Below are 17,526 nucleotides of genomic sequence, written 5' to 3' on the forward strand. Positions count from 1 at the left end.
CGCGTCCTGGCGCCTGCCGATCAGGCTCCGGTCAGGGCGGCAGACCGCGCGCGGTCGCGGCCCTTGATGGCTATGGCTACCGCCACCCACAGCAGCACCACGGCCAGCGCATAGGTCCACCGCATGCCCGCCGCCAACGCGGCGGGCGACGCCAACCGCAGGTCGACACTGCCAGCGCCCCACGCAAACACGGCGCCCATCAACGACGCGCCCGTAATGAACCCCAGGTTGCGCGACAAGTTCAAGACGCCCGACACCGCCCCGCGCTGGTCCGCCTGCGCGCTGCCCATGACGGCGCTGCTGTTGGCGGCCTGAAACAGCGCATAGCCGCTGGTGATCACAGCCAGCGGCGCCACGTACCCCGCAATGCCAAAGGCGGCCGGCACCCACGGCAGCACCGCCGCGCCGGCGGTCATCGCCACCAAGCCGGCCAGCATCACACGTTGCGCGCCAAACCGGTCCACCGCCCGCCCGGCCGGCACCCCCACCAGCGCCGCGACGACAGGGCCGCACGACATCACCAGGCCTACCCCCGCGGTGTCCAGGCCCAACGCGCCGCCCAGGTAGAACGGCCCCACGACCAGCGTCGTCATCATCACGGTAGACACCAACCCGTTCGTCGCCACGCCCGCGCTTAACGCGGGTTGGCGAAACAGCGACAGTTGGATAAGCGGGGACGCTGCCCGAGCTTGACGCCACACGAACGCCCCGCCGGCCATGGCCGCCGCAGCAAGCAGCGCGGCATTGGCGGCCCCGAAGCCGCCACCGGCGGTCATCGCCAATGCGTAGGCGGCGATGCCGCACGCCAACAGCGCCGAGCCGGGCACATCGAAGGGTGCTCTTGAAGGCACGGCTTGCAGCGAGTGCACCGGGCCGCCTTGCGCGCCGTCTTTGGGCAAATGAACCCACGCCAGCCCGAATGCCAACACGCCCAGCGGCACGTTGATCAGAAAAATCGAAGGCCAGCCAAACGCCCCGATCAACAGCCCGCCCAACGTCGGCCCCAAGGCGGTACCGATGGCCGACATCGTCCCCATCAGCCCCATGACGCTACCCGTCTTCTCCTTGGCCACGGACGCGCTGGCGAACGCCATGGTCAGCGCCATCATGATCGCCGCGCCCAGGCCCTGCACCGCGCGCGCCGCAATCAATCCGCCCAAGCCGAGCGACGCGCCGCAGGCCAGCGACCCCACGGTGAACAGCCCGATTCCCGCCAGCATTAACCGCCGCCGTCCCAGCAGATCTCCCAGCCGCCCCACGCTGACAATCAGCGTGGTGATGGCCAGCAGGTAGGCCAGCACAATCCACTGCACGTCCTGAAAGCGCGCATCCAACGCCACTGACAGCGTCGGCAAGGCCACGTTGGCAATGCTGGCGCCCAGCGCGGGCAACAACATGCATAAAGACAGGCACGCCAACAGCCGGGGGGCTGGTCGGGGCGGCACAGGAACTGCGGGACAAGTGGTGGGCATGAACGGGCCTGCAAGAAAGGCGGGACGCCAACACGGCGCCCTTTCGCACATCCTAGGCGTGCGCCACACCAAGCGGAAGACGCAGCAATTGCACTGAATACCTGCACCAGACGCCATGTCAAAACTCCCGCAGCACCCGGCGGCATGCTACGTTTGCCGCATGGACCATCCCGATCTGAATCTGCTTATCACGCTGGACGTGCTGCTGGATGAAGGCAGCGTGGCGCGCGCGGCGCGGCGCCTGCGCCTGAGCCCGTCCGCCATGAGCCGCGCCCTGGCGCGGCTACGCGACACCACCGGCGACCCGCTGCTGGTGCGTGCCGGACGCGGGCTGGTGCCCACGCCGCGCGCCCTGGAACTGCGCGGTCAGGTTCATGGGCTGGTGCAGGAGGTGGAAGCGGTGCTGCGTCCCGCCGCGCAGCCTGACCTGGCGCGGCTGACGCGCACTTTCACGCTGCGCGCAAGCGACGGTTTCGTCGAGAATTTCGGGGCGCGCCTGCTCGCGCGTACCGCCCATGAAGCCCCCGGCGTGCGGCTGCGCTTTGTACAGAAAACCGACAAGGACAGCGCCCCACTGCGCGAAGGCAACGTCGACCTGGAAACCGGCGTGGTCGGCGACGCGGCCAGCCCCGAACTGCGCACACGCGCCTTGTTTCAAGATCGATTCGTTGGCGTGGTGCGCAAGGGCCATCCGCTGGCAGCCAGCAAGATCACACTGGCCCGCTATGCCAAGGCGCGCCACATTCAGATATCCCGGCGCAACCGGGACAGCGGGCCGGTGGACGCCGCATTGGCCACCGCAGGGCGGGAACGCAGCATCGCCACCAGCGCGAGCGGCTTTTCGGCCGCGCTGGCGCTGGCGCGCGGGTCAGACCTGATCGCAACCGTACCCGAGCGGCACACGGGCAGCCTGCGCAGCGGCATGCACACTTTCGCGCTGCCCTTCGCGATGCCACCCTTCACCGTGTCCATGCTGTGGCATCCGCGCATGGACGCGGATGCCGCTCACCGCTGGCTGCGGAGCTGCCTGCTGGACGCCGTCCAGCACGACACCGCGAGATAGCGCGCCTACTTGCCCGCGCTGGCCGCCAGCGCGTCAAACGCCTTGTCCAAGCTGGCTAGCGACTGGTTGATGTGATCGCGGCGGTCCTTGATCCATTTTCCTTGCGCCGCCAGCTGTTCGCGCGCGGCCTTCACCATGCGTTCCATTTCCGCCGGCTGAGGGCCGCCGATGGTCGCGCGGTTTTTCACAATGGCCACGGGGTCCAGCGTGGCGCGGAACTCGGCTTCGCTCATGGGCAGCTCGTTGCCGTATTTGGAATCCTTCATCGCGTCGGCGTAAATGCGGCGCGCCTGCTCATACGGAAAGTCCAAGGGCTTGATGTTGTTGGCCTTGGCGTAGCTGACCACTTCGGACGCAAAGTGATGGCCGTCGCGGAACGGCAGCTTGTACTTGCGCATCAGCACGTCGGCCAATTCCTGCGACGCCGTCCAATCGCTGTTCAACTCTTCCAGCGCGCGGTCGGGGCTGATGACCATGGCGCGCAGCACGCGGTCCCAGCGCTTCAGCGCCGAAATGCCGCTATCGACCATCGCTGAATTCTGCTTCACGTCTTTCGGGTCGCTCATGCCGGGCGTGATGTTGTGCGTCTGGATCACGGGGCCCATCGCCAGCGTGATGGCGGTGGACGCATCGCTGCGCGTGTCGTTCAGCAGACCGGGGTTGCGCTTTTGCGGCATGGCGCTGGACACGTAGGTGTTGCCGCCACCCTCTTCCAGCAGGATCCACGGGCGCGACTGCGCGTACTGCGTCATGACGTCTTCAACAAAATTACCGGTACGCAGCGCGATGCTGGTCACAATCGACGCCACTTCCACCGGCTGGTCCATCGACGAAATCTGCGAGGCGTCGTACGCGTTGTCCACCAGCGCTTCAAAGCCCAGGTATTGCGCCATGCGCTTGCGGTCCAGCGGCCAGCTGGTGCCGTTCAGCACCGTGGTGCCCATCGGCGACCGGTCGATGCGGGCATAGGCCTCGCGTATGCGCTGCGCATCGCGCGCCAGCCCGGCCGCCTGGCCCAGCAGGTAGTGCCCATAGCTGTTGGGCTGCGCGGCCACGCCATTGGTGTAGTTCGGCACGACGGTGCCGGCATGCTTGGCCGCCAGCTCCACCAGCGTGGTCGATGTCTTGTTCAACTGGTCCGCCAGGTCCAGCAGCTTGTCACGCAGGATGGCGCTGCGGTAGGTGGCGTGCATGTCCTGGCTGGAGCGGCCGGCGTGCAGCAAGGTGATGTCTTCGCCGGCCGCCTTGATCAGCAGCGGTTCGAACGTGATGACGGTAGCGGGACGCTTGGCGCCCGGCTGGTTGCCGTCGTTGATGACCTTGGCCACGCCTGCCGCCAGGCGCGGCGCCATGGCCTTGTCCAACAAGCCTTCATCGGTGTTGATGACGGTGGTGGCCTTGTTGATCTCTCCCAACCAGAAGAAGGGGTCGCGCGGCGTCGGGGCGGCGACGGCTGGGGCGGACGCCGTGGCAGGCGCGGCGCCACCGGCGGCCGGGGCTGCTTGCGCCAGCGCGGCCTGCGCGCACACTGAAAGGACCAGGGCGGCGCCCAGGGTGGGAAGACTCTGTCTCATGGCGTTCTCGTTATGGGGTGGGCCGGTCAGTTTATGGAAAACCCCGGCGCTGGAAAACCCGCGATTTCACGGATAGGCGCGGCGGCCCCAAAGAAAATGCCCCTGCCATGGATCAGGCAGGGGCATGGCAGGCGCAGGCGCAGGCGGCATCATTGCGCCGCCCGCGCCGCTCCATCAGACGGCAGGGTCCAGACGCACCTGCACGCTGTCGGCGTTGTAGATCGCCGTGGCCTTGAAGCCCTTGACGGTCACGCCGTCGAACGTGCCGTGTACCTTGCCCGCGCGCAGCACCGTCAGCGTCGTACCCGCCTGCGGCGTGTAGCCCGGGCGGAAGTCGACGTTCAATTGCCCGGCCAAGGCCGCATCGGCCGTCACCGCGATCTGGCCGGCGTCAGCGTCGCCGATCCAGGTTTGCAGCGTGCCCGCCGACGTCTGCGTGTAGGGGCCTTGCACCTGCACGGCCTCGGTGGCGTTGAGGGCCAACGCGCCGCCACCCACGTACACCGCGCCTTGGCCCAAGGCCTGGGCGGCGTCGGCGCGCAAAACGCCCCCCGCCACCTGCGTGCCGCCCGTGTAGGTATTGGCGCCCGCCAGCCCCAACGTTCCGGTGCCGCTCTTGGTGAGCTTGCCCGCGCCGCCGATATCGTTGCGCCACACGTCCAGCGCATGGAAGCCGCCTCGGCTGGCCGTCATGGTGACGTCCACGTCGCCGTTGAACGCGCCGTAGCCGTCGCCGGCCGCAAACAGGTTCAGCCGGCCGAAGCCCTCGGCGTCGTCAATGACGGGATAGCCCGACGGCAAGGCCGTGGTCTTGAGCACCACGCGGCGTTGCTCGGCGCTCAGGTAAGGCAAGCGCGTCTCCAGCATGACTTCCGCGCCCTTGGGCACGACGGCCGGCTTGCCGGTGTCGCCAATCTGCGTAAAGCTGAATGTCAGGCGACGGCGGTACTCGGCCTTGTTGGCCGCATGATCCGCGAAGCGGTCCTGGCTGACGTCCTGAGAGTGGGCGAACGCCAGGAACTGCTCGGGCGTGCTGGCGCCCACCGCGGCCATCAGCGTCTGGTGCGCCTGCGCATAAGCGACCGACCGCGTGCCTTCGCTGGCGGCATAGATGTTGCCCAGCGCGGACGCCTGGCCCAACACGCGCCCGCTGATCACGTCCAGCGGCGAATGCATGCCGGCAATGATGCGGCTTTCGCCCAGTTCCAGGCCGCGCGCCAGCAGTTCGTGGAAGCGTTCCGGCACCAGGTAGGCCATGCCGATTGCATTGCGCACGGACTCGGCGGTATGGCCGCTGGGGTAGCCGCCGTCGGTGGGCGCGGACGTGCTCTTGGCCGGTTCCAGCGCCGGCACGACCTGCACGTTGGCGCTCCAGCGCCACGGGCGCGCGTACTTGTAGAAGCGCTTGCTGGGTTCGGTGGACGCGTTGCCGCCCATGCTGTTCACAAAGTCGATGACATCGCCGAAGGCCGGGTTGGCCGCGCCGCCCACCCCTGTGTTGTTGCCGGTGTCGTCGTACTTGACGGTGATGGCGTCGGGTGCCACGTCGTTGATGCTGGTGGTCTGCTGCGCCGCCGTGCGCCATGCCGCCGTCAGCGGCCCCAGGCCATCCGTCACGCTGTAGTTTTTGCCACGACGATCGTCCAGGTAGGCCGCCTTGGCCTGCTCGGGCGTGCGCTTGGCGGTGGTGCGCACCACAAAGTCGATGTTCTCGTCATGCACGGCTTTGTTCTTCACGCGGCCATCGGTGGCGTCGCCCGGTATGCCCGTCCAGTCCGACGCGATGATGCCCGGGAAGCCGTCGGCGCCGGCGGCGGTGACGCCCGCGTCCACCAGGCGCGTGCGCGGTTCCCAGATGTCCAGGAAGCCGCTCAGCACGCGCACCCCGGCATTGGATTCCAACGTGGCGTAACGCGGATCGCCGCGCTGGTTCGTGGCGGCAAAATCCACGAACGCGGGCGCATCCGGCACGGGTGCGGTATCGGCGCGACCCAGGCCGGCAGGAGGTGCCGGCACCACGTAGGCAACGTCGTCATTCTGTTGCGGGGCGTCGGTGTCGTTATCGTCGTCGCCGCCGCAGGCGGACAGGGCCAGGATAACGGCCAGGGACGTGGCGCGCAGGGCATAGGCGGGAAGCCCCCTGCGCAAGGGTCGTGCTTGAATCATGAGCGTTCAGCCAACGGTTTGCAGAACGCCGCATGGTAGGTAGCTATTGTTTACGCGCGATGACAGGCGGCGCGGCGCTTGTCATCGCGTGCAGCGGTGCGCCGGTATAGGCTTGCCTGCACGGCGCGCCGTCAGCCCGGGTCTGCCGGGGCCATGCCCGAGATATACGGATCAAAAAAACTGGCCGCGCTCATGCCGGGTATGTATTGATCCGAGATATACGCGCGGCACCGCTGCATGAACGCCTGCGTCAGCCGCGACGGCTTCATGGGCTTGTAGGTGGCCAGCCCAAGCAGCATCGGACGGTGCTCGCCGGCCAGGCGCAGGCGTACCAGGCGCTTGCCGTCCAGCGATTGCGTCGACCTGGGGCGCACGTTGAACAGCGCATACCCGATGCCGTTGGCCACCATCGACCGCACCACGTCTTCAGACCGCGAGCGCGCCACGATATTGGGTTCCAGCCCCGACTTGGAAAACAGCGACAGGAAATATTCGCGGCTCATGGGCAGGTCCAGCAAGACCATGGGCAGTTGCGCCAGCTCGTCCAGCGTGACCGCAATTTGCTGCGCCAAGGGATGCAATTCGCTGACCAGCACGTGCGGGGGCATATGGGCCAGCGTTTCAAAGCTGATCTCTTCGCCCAGTTGCAGGTCATACGTGATAGCCACGTCGACGTCCAACGTATGCAGCTTGTTGATGAGCTCTTGCTGGTCGCCCTCTGCCATATGCAGTTCGACTTTCTCGAACGCGCGTGAAAAACCGAAGATGACTTCGGGCGCGATCATGGCCGCCAGCGGCTGAAAACAGCCCACGCGCAGCACGCCCTGCATCATGTCGTTCGAATTGGAGGCAATCTCGTACAGCTTGGTCGCGCGTTCCAGCAGGTCTTCGCATTCCTGCATGACCTGCATGCCCAACGGCGTCAGCGCCAGGCCCTTGGACGGATGCCGCACGAACAGCTGCACGCCCAGTTCGGTCTCGATGTGGGCGATGGCCGCCGAAATGGATGGCGGTGAAATATGGATCTGGGCCGACGCCGCCGCGATACTGCCGTGCTTGGCAGTCGCCACGAGGTATTCCATCTGGCGCAAGGAAATGCGATTGAGCATGGTCCAACTTGAGCAAACAAAGAATGTTGCACAGTATCCGGTCTACCCGTGGCGGCGGGCAACAGTTTCCTCGGTGGGCCATGGCAGCCGGGATGGCCGCCGCCGGTTCACAGGTCCCCGGGCACGCCGAAGCTGGGCGCGTCGCGCGGGTCACGTGCGCGGGTGACGTAAGCGGCAACCTGGGGCTGGTAGATCTTCCAGGCGTCGTACAGGGCCTGCACCGGGTCGGATTCCACCCAGTCCAGTCGCAAGTCGACGATGGGCCAGTCCAGATCCTGATAGACCAGAACGCCGGCGGAATGCACTGGCCCCGCTTCGCCGCCGGCGGCCTGGCCGGCCAGCAAGGCCTGCATCAATCGCTCGGCCAGCTCGCCCTGCGCTTGCTCGAAGGCGGCGAGCATGGCGTGCGGCACGTCGGTGCTGGCCAGCATATTGCCCGCGCAGGCGGCATGTTCGCCCGCTGCGCTGGCCAGGACGCCCAGGGCGCTGGCGCCGGTGTAGATGGCAGGCGGATGCGAGGCGTCGATAGCCATCAATTGGCGATACGCAATAAAGGGACGCGCCTGCATATCTTCAAGCGCCTGTTGCGGGCTGCGCCCCGCCGCCATCCGGTCCAGGGTCAGCGGCCCCAGGGCGGGGTCGGTGATGTTCTGGCTGACGGCGGCGCCCACGCCCGCGCGAGCCCGAATGCAGCGCGACGCCACGGCCGGCGAAGACGAGGAAACGGCCGCGCCGAACTGGCCGGTAGCAGGGCAACGGGCAATGATGGAAAAGGTCATGTCGATGAGTTCGGGTCGATGAGTTCGGGTCGATGAGGTCAGGTCGAGGAAGTCATAGCGTAGGGATGGCGTCGATGCCGTGGCGTCGATGCCGTCGCGGCTGCCTGCCCGGTATCCATCAATCCGGGATAACCGCGGTGGCGTCGATCTCGACCAGCCATTCCGGCCGGGCCAAGGCCGACACCACAATGCCGGTGGACACCGGGTAAACCCCCTTCAGCCAGCGTCCCACCACGCGGTAGACGGCCTCGCGATAGCGCGGGTCGATCAGGTAAATCGTGATCTTGCAGATGTCTTGGATCTCGCCGCCCGCTTCCTTGAGCAGCATGGCGATGTTCGCCATGGCCTGCTCGGCCTGGCCGGCGGCGTCGCCAATGCTCACGCTTTCAGAGGTGTCCAGGTTCTGACCGATCTGTCCCCGCAGGAACACCGTGCTGCCCCGGGCCACCACGGCCTGGCACAGGTCGTTATCCAGGTTCTGCTCCGGGTACGTGATCTTGGTATTGAAGGTGCGAATGCGCGTGTGTTTCATGGCGGCAAGAAGGGTGAAGGAGGCTGGTATCGGGAACGTGGCGCCGCAAGCGTGCGGCGCGTTGCATGGCATCCATGGTCAGACTCGGGCCGCCCCGACGCCTATTTGTTTTTTCCTTTGCCCTCTCTCGGAATTTCCGACTTGGCCCCTGCCATGCCCTCTTCCATCATCTGGCTTCCAGTCGGAAGCGCTCGGCGGAACCAACACAGACAAGGGGAATTCAATGATTCGCAAACTTACGGTAGCCGGGCTTCTTGCCAGCGCGCTGGTCGCCAACGTGGCCGTGGCCGAGGACGCGCTGGTGGTCAGCACCTGGGGCGGCAGCTTCCGCGACCTGATCGACGAGAACATCGGCAAGGAATTCACGCGCCAGACGGGCGTGCCGGTCAAATACATTACCGGCGGCACGATCGACCGCTTGAACAAGGCCAAGCTGACCAAGACGCCCGAAAGCGACGTCACGTTCACCACGTCGCACATCGGCTGGCTGTACGTGGACAGCGGCCTGTTCGAAAAGCTGGACACCGCCAAGCTGCCCAACTACGCCAACCTGGTGGACCGCGCCAAGGTCAGCCCCTTTCACGTGGGCAGCTGGGCCTACGTGTACACGATCGGCTATCGGCCTGACCTGACCCCCAAGGACATCAAGTTCGACAGCTGGAACGACCTGTGGAACCCCGCGCTAAAGGGCAAGCTGTCGGCGCCGGATTTCGACCCCAGCCACATCATCGACGTGTCGGCCATGCTGTCCGGCGGTGACGCCAAGACCTGGGAAAAAGGCCAGGACAAGCTGCGCGCGCTGAAGCCCAACTTCAAGGCGTTCTACACCAACGACGCCAACAGCCAGCAGCTGATCGCCACCGGTGAAACGCCCGTGCAGATCCTGCTGTCAATGAATGCTTACTACATGATCGGCCAGGGCGTTCCCATCAAGGTCGTCATGCCCAAGGAAGGCGCGGTGCTGGGCATCGACACCATGGGCATCATGAAGGGCAGCGCCAAGGCGGACCTGGCCTACAAGTTCATGAACATCGCGCTGTCGCCCGAGGTGCAGTCCAAGATCGTGGCCTACAAGAAGGCCAGCCCGGTCGTCACCAACGCCAAGGTATCGGCCGAGGACGCGGCGCTGCCCGGCGTCTTCACCACCAAGGAACAGTGGGACAAGCAGGCCATCGTCATCGACGACAAGCTGCGCGCCGAAAAGACGGCGCAATGGCGCAAGTGGTTCACCGAGAACATCATGAACTGAAACGCGCGCCGTCGCGCCGCCCGTGTACCGGCCACGCCTGTGGCGGGACACGGGCATTTCCACACCGCATCCCCGCACTTGGAAGTGACCACGACCTATGAATACGCGTTCCAGTTTGCGAGGCTGGTTGATCTCGCCCGCCGGCCTTGTGGCGGTTTGCATCTGTGTGTCGATGGCGGCGGTGCTGCAATTCAGCGTGCGCGCCTTCATTCCCGGCTCGTTGGACGTGGGCGGGCTGACGCTGGAAAACTTCACCGGCCTGGGCAAGTCGGTCTACCTGTCCGCCTTCGCCAACACGCTGCTGCTTAGTATCGAAACCACGATCTGCTCTTTGCTGGTGGCGTACCCGCTGGCCTACGCAATGGTGCGGGTGCGTCAGCGGGTGCTGAAGTCGTTCATCCTGATCGTGTCGATCACGCCGCTGTTCCTGGGTGAAATCGTGCGCACGTATTCGTGGATCATCGTGCTGGGCAATAACGGGTTCATCAATACGGTGCTGCGCAAGATCGGGCTGATCGACCTGCCGCTGAACCTGATGTTCACGCACCTGGGTGTGCTGATCGCGCTGGTGCACGTGACGATACCGGTCGTGGTGCTGATGCTGGCCACCGCCATTTCGCACATCAATCGCGATTTTGAAAAGGCCGCGCAAAGCCTGGGCGCCGGCCCCGTGCGCACGTTCGTCACGGTGACGTTGCCGCTGTCCATGCCGGGCATCATCGCCAGCATCACCACGTCGTTCGCGTGGACGTTCAGCGCGTTCGCCACGCCGCAGATGATCGGCGGCGGTCGCGTGCCCACGGTATCGACACTGGTTTACCAGCTGGGCTTTTCGTCGATGAATTTCCCCCTGGCCGCGAGCCTGAGCGTTGCCGGCCTGACCTTGACGGTTGTGTCGCTGATGCTGCTCGGCCGGGCAACCAAGCGGCTCAACGCAATGGGAGCGCACTAGCATGGCCATCAAACATTCCCTGCCCTTGCCGCTGCGCATCGGCGCCCCGTTGCTCGTTACGCTGATCCTGGCGTTTGTGTTGCTGCCCGTGGTGGTGGTCACGGTGGCGTCCTTCAATGACAAGGCGCTGCTGACGTTTCCCCCTGAAACCTGGTCGCTGCGCTGGTTCGAACGCGTGTTCACCTATCCAGACTTCCAGCAGGGTTTCCGTGCCAGCCTGATCGTGATGTTCTGGGCCTCGTTGCTGGCGCTGTTCATCGGCACCGCGCTGGCTATCGCGGTCAAGCGCATGGGGTTTCCGGGCAAGGACATGCTGCAAGCGGTGTTGCTGTCGCCGCTGGTGATTCCGCATTTCACCTTGGGGCTGGGGCTGCTGATCCTGGTGGCGCAATTTGATATGGACCGTGGCTACGGCTTGGTGATTCTGTGCCACGTGATGCTGGTGCTGCCGTTCGTGATGCGCAGCGTCTACGTTTCCATGGAGAACATCGACGAACGTCTGGAGCAGGCGGCGGCCAGCCTGGGCGCGTCGCCCTTGAAGGTGATGTTCACGGTGACGGTGCCCTTGCTGGCGCCAGGCCTGTTCGGCGGCTGGCTGTTCGCAGCCATCATGTCGTTTGGAGAGTTCACCGCGTCGCTGTTCGTCACGACACAGTTGACGCAGACGCTGCCGGTGTCGATGTACAACTACGTGCGCGAATTTGCCGACCCGACCCTGGCGGCGTTATCGGTGGTCTACATCGTGGTGACGGCGACCCTGCTGGCCGTGGCCAATGCCTTTCTGGGCCTGGGCAAGATCCTGAATATCGAAGACACCGACTAGGCGTTCAATACCCGCGCGCCGGGTCGATCTGATTTGCCGGGGCATCGCCATGCGACACACGGGCGATGTTCTCGGCGATCTGCGCCGCCGCCGATGCCGGGATGGCAACCGACGCCAGATGCGGGGTTATCAGCACATTGTCCATGCGCCACAGCGGGTCGTCACCGGGCAAGGGTTCGCGTTCGAAGACGTCCAGCGTTGCCGCGCCGATATGGCCGCTTTGCAGCAGCGCCGTCATGGCTGCCTGGTCCACCAGGGCGCCGCGCGCTACGTTGATCAACGCGGCGCCACGCGGCAGCTTTTCCAGCCGCGCTCGGTTCAGCAGGCCTCGCGTTTGCGGCGTCAGCGGCAGCATGACGACCAGGATGTCCGCCTGCGAAATGACCGCGTCCAGCGTCTCCATGCCCGCATGGCATTGCACGCCGGCTATCTGGCGCGGGCTGCGCGACCAACCCAGCACGGTAAGCCCCTGGCGTTGCAGTTCGTGCGCGGCGCAGGCGCCGAGCTCGCCCAGGCCCAGCACCGCCACGCGCGTGTCCTCGGGCGAACGGGGATGCCGATACGCCCATTCGCCACGGCGCTGAGCTTGTTCAAACCACGGAATGTCGCGCGCGTGGCGCAGCGTGGCGAACAGCACGTAGCCTGCCATCATGCGCGCCATCCGCGGATCGGTGATGCGTGTGATGGGAACGCCGGCGGGCAGATCGGTGCGGCCCACCAGCGAATCCACGCCCGCGCCCAGGTTGACGATCAGGCGCAGGTTGGGCATGCGGTCGAAGAAGCCCGCGGGCGGCTTCCAGGCCAGCGCGTAATGGATGTCGGCCGGGTCGTCGATGTCGTCGGCGTGCAGCACGCGCAAATGCGGCATGCGCGCTTGCAGTGCCTGTTTCCAGGCCGAGAAGTCATCGAACTGGCTGTAGAAAACCATCGCGCCCGAGGGCGTCGTATTGCTGGCGTTCATGGAAATGGCCTTATCAAGCGGTGCGCGCGATCAGGCGCGCCATGGCGTCGATGGCCAGCTCGTAGCCCTCGCCGCCCAGCCCCGCGATGACGCCGTCGGCCGCCTTGGAAATATAGGAATGATGGCGAAACGCTTCGCGCCGCCAGATGTTGCTCATGTGGACTTCAATAATGCGGCCGGGAAACGACAGCAGCGCATCCAGGATAGGGATTGACGAATACGTCAGCCCGGCGGCGTTGATGATGATGCCCTGGGCGTCGCCGCGCGCTTCTTGGATCCAATCGATCAGCTGGCCTTCATGGTTCGATTGCACGAAATTCAGCGTCAGGCCCAGGCTGGCCGCCTTGCGCTCGCAACGCTCGCGCAACACGGGAAAGCTCTCGGTGCCGTAGGTCTTGTTGGCGTCCAGCCCGTACAGATTGGCGTTCGGCCCGTTCAGAAACCAGACGGTGGCGGCGGTTGGCATAGCGGCGGTGGGTTCGGTCATGGCGGTACGGTTTTAGGCTTCATGGGGAAGGGTTGCCTGCATGGCGGGCAACGTACGAAACGCGGCTTCCCATTGCGCGGCGCCGGGATGGCGGGCGCGCCAATCGATTTCAGGAAAGCGAAAATCCAGGTAACCCAGCGCGCAGCCCAACGTCACCTCGCCGATGGTGGGCGCCTGGGTTGCCAGCGCGGGCGCCTGTTGCTCGATCTGATCCAGGCAGGCAGCTACCTTCACCAGTTGCGCGTCGCGCCAGGCGGCGTATTGATATTCGGACGGCCGCGCCGTGCGCTCGTAGCGTGCCAGCAAGGCCGCGTCCAAGAGGCCATCGCCCAGCGCCTGTTGCGCCAGGGCAAGCCAGCGGCGCGGCCCGATGTCGGGAAACAGACCGGCCTGGGGCGCCAGGTGGGCCAGGTATTCGCAGATGACGCGGCTGTCGTAAAGCGCATGGCCATCGGCCAGGATCAGCGTCGGCACCTTGGCCAAGGGGTTGTGGGCCGCGATGCGATCGTCGCGTCGGATGGGGTTTGCCGCGCTGTCCAGCCACTGGATCTGGTCCGCCACGCCCGCCAGGTGGGCGCAGACCATCACTTTGCGGACGTAGGGCGACGTGGGCGCGTAAAGCAGCTTGAACATAGAAGACCATGCCTTTGTCGCGCGTGCGACAGGAACCAGGGATCCAGGGAATCAAGGACGCAGCACGACCTTGCCGAACACGTCGCCCGCCTCCAGCATGCGGTGCGCGTGCGCCGCCTGGGACAGCGGCAGGCTTGCATGGACGCGCGGCGTGATGCGCCGGTCCGCCAGCAGCGGCAGCACATGGCGCGCGATGGCCTGCCCCATTCGCGTTTTCTCGGCCGCGCTTTGCGGCCGCAGCGTCGACGAGTGCAGGCTCAGTTGTTTTTGCATCAGGGTCAGCAGGTCCAGCGTCACCACCGACCCTTGCAGGAAGGACAGGCTGACGTGGCGACCGCCAAACGCCAGCGCCTGAAGGTTGCGTTGCACGTAGTCGCCTCCCACCATATCCAACACTACGTCCACACCGCGCCCCTGCGTGGCGTCCAGACAGGCCTGCACGAAATCCGTATCGCGATAGCAGACCGCCCGTGCCGCGCCCATCTCGCGCAGCGCCGGCAAACGATCCACGCGGCCCGCCGTGGCGATGACGGTGGCGCCCGCCGCATACGCCATGCGGACGGCCAGCGTGCCGATGCCGCCGGCCGCGCCGTGCACCAGCACCGTCTGGCCCATGCAAAGGCGTCCCAGCTCAAACAGGTTGTGCCACACGGTGTACAGGCCTTCGGGCAAGGCGGCCGCCGCGTCGTCGTCCAGGCCGTCCGGCACGGCCAGCGAATGGTCGACTCGCGCTAGGCACCAGGGCGCGTAGCCGCCGCCGGGCAACAGGCTCATCAACCGTTGCCCCAGCAGCGCCGTCGGCACACCCGGCCCTGTCGCGGCCACGTCGCCGCACGCCTCCAGGCCCAGCACATCGGTGACGCCGTCGGCGGGTTTGGCCAGCCCTTGCCGCTGCATGATGTCGGGCCGGTTCACGCCCGCCGCGCGCACGCGCAACAGCACTTCGCCCGGGCCGGGGGTCGGCACCGGCCGGGTTGCCAGCGTCAGCACGCCGGCATCGCCGGGCTCGCGGGCGACGATGGCCTGCATGGTGGTGGGGATAGCGGTCATGGCCGGCGTTACGACACGTTGAAGACGCTGATGCCCTGGCCGGGCAGCGCCAGCCCGGTCACCGCACCCACGGGCCATTGCCGCAAGGCGTCCAGCCCCGCGCTGCGCACCATGACGCGCTGATGCCCGGCCACCGGGATGTCCACGTCGATGTAGGAATCGATGTGATCGCCCTGGAACACATGGTTCACGACCGTGCCGCTCAAGACTGATTCACTATGCAGGTTTTCCAGCCGGATCTGTTCGGGCCGCACGTAAATGTCCAGCCGCCGGCCTTCGTGCGAACCGCCCACCAGCCGGTCTCGCGCCACGCGGATCAAGCCCGCGCCCAGGCGCAGCAGGAGGCCGTCGGGGTCCGAGCCGTGATAGTGCGCGGGCAGAATATTCACATCGCCCAGGAACGAGGCCACGAACGGGTCCTGCGGATTGCGGTAAAGCTCGTCAGGCGTGGCGATCTGGCGGATGACGCCGCTGGACATCACCGCGATGCGATCCGACATGGCCAGCGCCTCGCCCTGGTCATGGGTGACAAACACCGTCGTCACGCCCAGCTTGCGCTGGATCTCCCGGATCTCGACCTGCATGGCGCCGCGCAGCCCCTTGTCCAGCGCCGAGAACGGCTCGTCCAGCAACAACACCTTGGGGCGAATCACCAAGGCGCGGGCCAAGGCCACGCGTTGCTGTTGACCGCCGGACAATTCGCGCGGGCGGCGTTCGCCCAGGCCGTCAAGCTTGACCAGCGCCATCGCCTCCTGCACACGCTGGGCGATCTGGTCGGCCGGCATGCGGCGCATGCGCAGGCCGTAGCCGATGTTGCGCGCCACCGTCATGTGCGGAAACAGCGCGTAGTTCTGGAACACCATGCCGATCTGCCGCTGATACGGAGGCGTGTCCGTCACCAGCTGGTCTTCGATGAAGATCTCGCCGTTGTCCGCTTGCGCAAAACCGGCGATCAGGTTCAGCAAGGTGGTCTTGCCGCAACCGGACGGACCCAGCAGCGTCAGGAATTCTCCCCGCCGGATTTTCAGCGACAGCTCCTGCAACACCGTTTGCTGGCGGTATTTCTTGACCACTCCTTCCAGGCTTACCGCGCTGGACGATTTCGGGGGCATGGGGCTGTTCTGCATGGCGGCTCTGTGTGTTGCGCGATGCTTTGCAGAATACGCCGAAGGGGTTGCGCCGGCCGTTTGTGGATATTGATGCGGTCCATCGGAAAAAACGAAACGAGGCGCCGGACCGGCCCCGGCCGAGTGATTTGCTTTTTCCTAAGCCCAGCGTCCAAAAAACCAAGTTATCAAGCCCTGGTATCTGGCTCACACTGCGCCGCATCGAAGCATGAACGTGGTCTTGAACCTACTTAGGAAACGCAATGTCAGTGGAAAAAACCAATACCTTGGTGATCGGCGCGGGCCAGGCCGGCATCGCGATGAGTGAGCACCTGGGCGCGATGGGCATTGACCACATCGTGCTGGAACGCAAACGCATCGCCGAGCGTTGGCGTTCTGAACGCTGGGACTCGCTGGTCGCCAATGGCCCCGCCTGGCACGACCGCTTTCCCAGCCTGAAGTTCGACGATATCGGCGCGGATGTGTTTCCACCGAAGGAACGCATGGCGCAATACTTCGAGGACTATGCCCGAATGATCCACGCCCCCGTGCGCACCGGCGTCGAGGTGCTGCGCGTGACGCGCAACCAGAAGCGCCCGGGCTTTACCGTCACCACGTCGGACGGGGTGTTCGAAGCGTTGCACGTCGTCACCGCCACCGGCGCGTTCCAGATCCCCAGCTACCCGGCCATCGTTCCCGAGGATGCCGGCATTCAGCAAGTGCATTCGTCCGCCTACAAAAACCCGGGCCAGTTGGTGGACGGCGCGGTGCTGGTGGTGGGCGCGGGCGCTTCCGGTTCGCAGATTGCCGAAGAACTGCGACGCGCCGGGCGCACGGTGTACCTGTCCGTGGGCGAACACTACCGCCCGCCCCGCTCGTATCGCGAACGCGATTACTGCTGGTGGCTGGGCGCGCTGGGCATGTGGGACGAGGTCAAGAAAAAGCCCAAGCGCGAGCACGTCGCCTTTGCGGTCAGCGGCTACGACAACGGCAAGACCATCGACTTTCGGCGGCTGGCGCACGCGGGCATTCAGTTGGTCGGCATCACGCAGCGCTTTGAGAACGGCGTGATGGCGTTCCAGGAGGGCTTGGCCGAAAACGTGGCGCAAGGCGACGCGGACTACTTTGAAGTGCTGCGCGAGGCCGACGCCTACATCGAACAGAACGGACTGGACCTGCCGCCTGAACCCGAGGCCTGGCAGCTGCTGGACGACCCCGACTGCCTGACAAGCCCCATCCTTAGCCTGAATCTGGCCGAGGCCGGCATCAAGAGCATCGTCTGGGCAACCGGCTTCAAGGTGGACTACCGCTGGATGGAAGTGGACGTCTTCGACGACAACGGCTATCCCGTGCACAAGCGCGGCATCACCGGTGAAAAAGGCATCTACTTTCTGGGCCTGCCAAACCAGTCAAACCGGTCTTCATCGTTCATCTGGGGCGTGTGGCACGACGCGAAGTACATCGCGGACCATATCGGAATACACCTGGATTATCTGGCGTATGAGAAAAACGGGGGCATGCCCGGGCGGTGAATCCGTTTGGCCCGGGCATGGGTCCTGTGATCTTGCGA

16 protein-coding genes are annotated in these 17,526 nt (G+C 65.6%); 5 read left to right on the top strand and 11 right to left on the bottom strand.

Annotated elements, in window-relative coordinates; genetic code table 11:
* Nucleotides 1-20 precede the first annotated feature (20 nt).
* Nucleotides 21-1,397 (bottom strand): MFS transporter, encoded by a 1,377-nt coding sequence (locus DVB37_RS24725; RefSeq protein WP_120157041.1) that lies wholly within the window; start codon nt 1,395-1,397, stop codon nt 21-23.
* 235 nt (nt 1,398-1,632) lie between these two features.
* On the opposite strand from DVB37_RS24725, the gene DVB37_RS24730 reads away from it, so the two are divergent.
* Complete coding sequence (locus DVB37_RS24730; protein WP_120157042.1) at nt 1,633-2,535, top strand: LysR family transcriptional regulator; 903 nt, start codon at nt 1,633-1,635, stop codon at nt 2,533-2,535.
* A gap of 5 nt (nt 2,536-2,540) precedes the next feature.
* Here the strand turns inward: DVB37_RS24730 and DVB37_RS24735 are convergent, their stop codons facing one another.
* From DVB37_RS24735 to DVB37_RS24755, 5 genes are all read right to left on the bottom strand, one after another.
* A complete protein-coding gene (locus DVB37_RS24735; RefSeq protein ID WP_120157043.1) occupies nt 2,541-4,109 on the bottom strand; it encodes an argininosuccinate lyase in 1,569 nt (522 codons plus the stop codon).
* Between the two features lie 174 nt (nt 4,110-4,283).
* Nucleotides 4,284-6,275 (bottom strand): phosphatase PAP2 family protein, encoded by a 1,992-nt coding sequence (locus DVB37_RS24740; RefSeq protein ID WP_120157044.1) that lies wholly within the window; start codon nt 6,273-6,275, stop codon nt 4,284-4,286.
* A gap of 131 nt (nt 6,276-6,406) precedes the next feature.
* Nucleotides 6,407-7,384, bottom strand: coding sequence for a LysR substrate-binding domain-containing protein (locus DVB37_RS24745; protein WP_104141821.1), 978 nt, complete (start codon nt 7,382-7,384; stop codon nt 6,407-6,409).
* 107 nt (nt 7,385-7,491) lie between these two features.
* Nucleotides 7,492-8,163 carry a DUF1028 domain-containing protein gene (locus DVB37_RS24750; protein WP_046806662.1) on the bottom strand — a complete coding sequence of 224 codons (672 nt, stop codon included), beginning with the start codon at nt 8,161-8,163 and terminating at the stop codon, nt 7,492-7,494.
* A 118-nt stretch (nt 8,164-8,281) separates the two neighbouring features.
* Nucleotides 8,282-8,695: a RidA family protein gene (locus DVB37_RS24755; RefSeq protein ID WP_120157045.1), complete on the bottom strand. Its 414-nt coding sequence runs from the start codon at nt 8,693-8,695 to the stop codon at nt 8,282-8,284.
* Nucleotides 8,696-8,918: 223 nt separating this feature from the next.
* Here DVB37_RS24755 and DVB37_RS24760 point away from each other — a divergent pair, with 223 nt between their 5' ends.
* The 3 genes from DVB37_RS24760 to DVB37_RS24770 all read left to right on the top strand — a co-directional run bounded on the left by DVB37_RS24760 (nt 8,919) and on the right by DVB37_RS24770 (nt 11,719).
* Complete coding sequence (locus DVB37_RS24760) at nt 8,919-9,944, top strand: PotD/PotF family extracellular solute-binding protein (RefSeq protein ID WP_046806663.1); 1,026 nt, start codon at nt 8,919-8,921, stop codon at nt 9,942-9,944.
* Nucleotides 9,945-10,041: 97 nt separating this feature from the next.
* Entirely contained in the window at nt 10,042-10,896 is an 855-nt protein-coding gene (locus tag DVB37_RS24765) for an ABC transporter permease (RefSeq protein WP_046806664.1), read from the top strand.
* 1 nt (nt 10,897) lies between these two features.
* Nucleotides 10,898-11,719: an ABC transporter permease gene (locus tag DVB37_RS24770; protein WP_046806665.1), complete on the top strand. Its 822-nt coding sequence runs from the start codon at nt 10,898-10,900 to the stop codon at nt 11,717-11,719.
* 4 nt (nt 11,720-11,723) lie between these two features.
* Here DVB37_RS24770 and DVB37_RS24775 read toward each other — a convergent pair whose 3' ends face one another.
* The 5 genes from DVB37_RS24775 to DVB37_RS24795 are packed head-to-tail and all read right to left on the bottom strand — an operon-like array spanning nt 11,724 to nt 15,962.
* Nucleotides 11,724-12,680 (bottom strand): glyoxylate/hydroxypyruvate reductase A, encoded by a 957-nt coding sequence (locus DVB37_RS24775; protein WP_120157046.1) that lies wholly within the window; start codon nt 12,678-12,680, stop codon nt 11,724-11,726.
* A 13-nt stretch (nt 12,681-12,693) separates the two neighbouring features.
* Nucleotides 12,694-13,167 (bottom strand): type II 3-dehydroquinate dehydratase, encoded by a 474-nt coding sequence (locus DVB37_RS24780; RefSeq protein ID WP_120157047.1) that lies wholly within the window; start codon nt 13,165-13,167, stop codon nt 12,694-12,696.
* Between the two features lie 12 nt (nt 13,168-13,179).
* The gene (locus tag DVB37_RS24785; protein WP_120157048.1) at nt 13,180-13,800 is read right to left on the bottom strand and encodes a glutathione S-transferase; all 621 of its coding nucleotides are present in this window, start codon (nt 13,798-13,800) and stop codon (nt 13,180-13,182) included.
* Nucleotides 13,801-13,851: 51 nt separating this feature from the next.
* Nucleotides 13,852-14,850 (bottom strand): NAD(P)H-quinone oxidoreductase, encoded by a 999-nt coding sequence (locus DVB37_RS24790; RefSeq protein ID WP_240433994.1) that lies wholly within the window; start codon nt 14,848-14,850, stop codon nt 13,852-13,854.
* A gap of 8 nt (nt 14,851-14,858) precedes the next feature.
* Nucleotides 14,859-15,962, bottom strand: a complete 1,104-nt coding sequence (locus DVB37_RS24795; RefSeq protein WP_223264682.1) for an ABC transporter ATP-binding protein — start codon at nt 15,960-15,962, stop codon at nt 14,859-14,861.
* A 257-nt stretch (nt 15,963-16,219) separates the two neighbouring features.
* Between DVB37_RS24795 and DVB37_RS24800 the strand changes: the two genes are divergently transcribed.
* A complete protein-coding gene (locus DVB37_RS24800; RefSeq protein WP_120157049.1) occupies nt 16,220-17,488 on the top strand; it encodes an NAD(P)/FAD-dependent oxidoreductase in 1,269 nt (422 codons plus the stop codon).
* Nucleotides 17,489-17,526: the final 38 nt, after the last annotated feature.

The organism is Achromobacter sp. B7, assembly GCF_003600685.1.
Taxonomy (GTDB): domain Bacteria; phylum Pseudomonadota; class Gammaproteobacteria; order Burkholderiales; family Burkholderiaceae_B; genus Achromobacter; species Achromobacter spanius_B.

What these genes read in the sequence shown, in the direction of transcription:
- DVB37_RS24765 (WP_046806664.1), top strand. Translation starts at nt 10,042, where the DNA reads ATGAATACGCGTTCCAGTTTGCGAGGCTGGTTGATCTCGCCCGCCGGC.
- DVB37_RS24790 (WP_240433994.1), bottom strand. Translation starts at nt 14,850, where the DNA reads ATGACCGCTATCCCCACCACCATGCAGGCCATCGTCGCCCGCGAGCCC.
- DVB37_RS24795 (WP_223264682.1), bottom strand. Translation starts at nt 15,962, where the DNA reads ATGCCCCCGAAATCGTCCAGCGCGGTAAGCCTGGAAGGAGTGGTCAAG.
- DVB37_RS24800 (WP_120157049.1), top strand. Translation starts at nt 16,220, where the DNA reads ATGTCAGTGGAAAAAACCAATACCTTGGTGATCGGCGCGGGCCAGGCC.
- DVB37_RS24730 (WP_120157042.1), top strand. Translation starts at nt 1,633, where the DNA reads ATGGACCATCCCGATCTGAATCTGCTTATCACGCTGGACGTGCTGCTG.
- DVB37_RS24785 (WP_120157048.1), bottom strand. Translation starts at nt 13,800, where the DNA reads ATGTTCAAGCTGCTTTACGCGCCCACGTCGCCCTACGTCCGCAAAGTG.
- DVB37_RS24780 (WP_120157047.1), bottom strand. Translation starts at nt 13,167, where the DNA reads ATGACCGAACCCACCGCCGCTATGCCAACCGCCGCCACCGTCTGGTTT.
- DVB37_RS24775 (WP_120157046.1), bottom strand. Translation starts at nt 12,680, where the DNA reads ATGAACGCCAGCAATACGACGCCCTCGGGCGCGATGGTTTTCTACAGC.
- DVB37_RS24770 (WP_046806665.1), top strand. Translation starts at nt 10,898, where the DNA reads ATGGCCATCAAACATTCCCTGCCCTTGCCGCTGCGCATCGGCGCCCCG.
- DVB37_RS24740 (WP_120157044.1), bottom strand. Translation starts at nt 6,275, where the DNA reads ATGATTCAAGCACGACCCTTGCGCAGGGGGCTTCCCGCCTATGCCCTG.
- DVB37_RS24760 (WP_046806663.1), top strand. Translation starts at nt 8,919, where the DNA reads ATGATTCGCAAACTTACGGTAGCCGGGCTTCTTGCCAGCGCGCTGGTC.
- DVB37_RS24725 (WP_120157041.1), bottom strand. Translation starts at nt 1,397, where the DNA reads ATGTTGTTGCCCGCGCTGGGCGCCAGCATTGCCAACGTGGCCTTGCCG.
- DVB37_RS24745 (WP_104141821.1), bottom strand. Translation starts at nt 7,384, where the DNA reads ATGCTCAATCGCATTTCCTTGCGCCAGATGGAATACCTCGTGGCGACT.
- DVB37_RS24750 (WP_046806662.1), bottom strand. Translation starts at nt 8,163, where the DNA reads ATGACCTTTTCCATCATTGCCCGTTGCCCTGCTACCGGCCAGTTCGGC.
- DVB37_RS24755 (WP_120157045.1), bottom strand. Translation starts at nt 8,695, where the DNA reads ATGAAACACACGCGCATTCGCACCTTCAATACCAAGATCACGTACCCG.
- DVB37_RS24735 (WP_120157043.1), bottom strand. Translation starts at nt 4,109, where the DNA reads ATGAGACAGAGTCTTCCCACCCTGGGCGCCGCCCTGGTCCTTTCAGTG.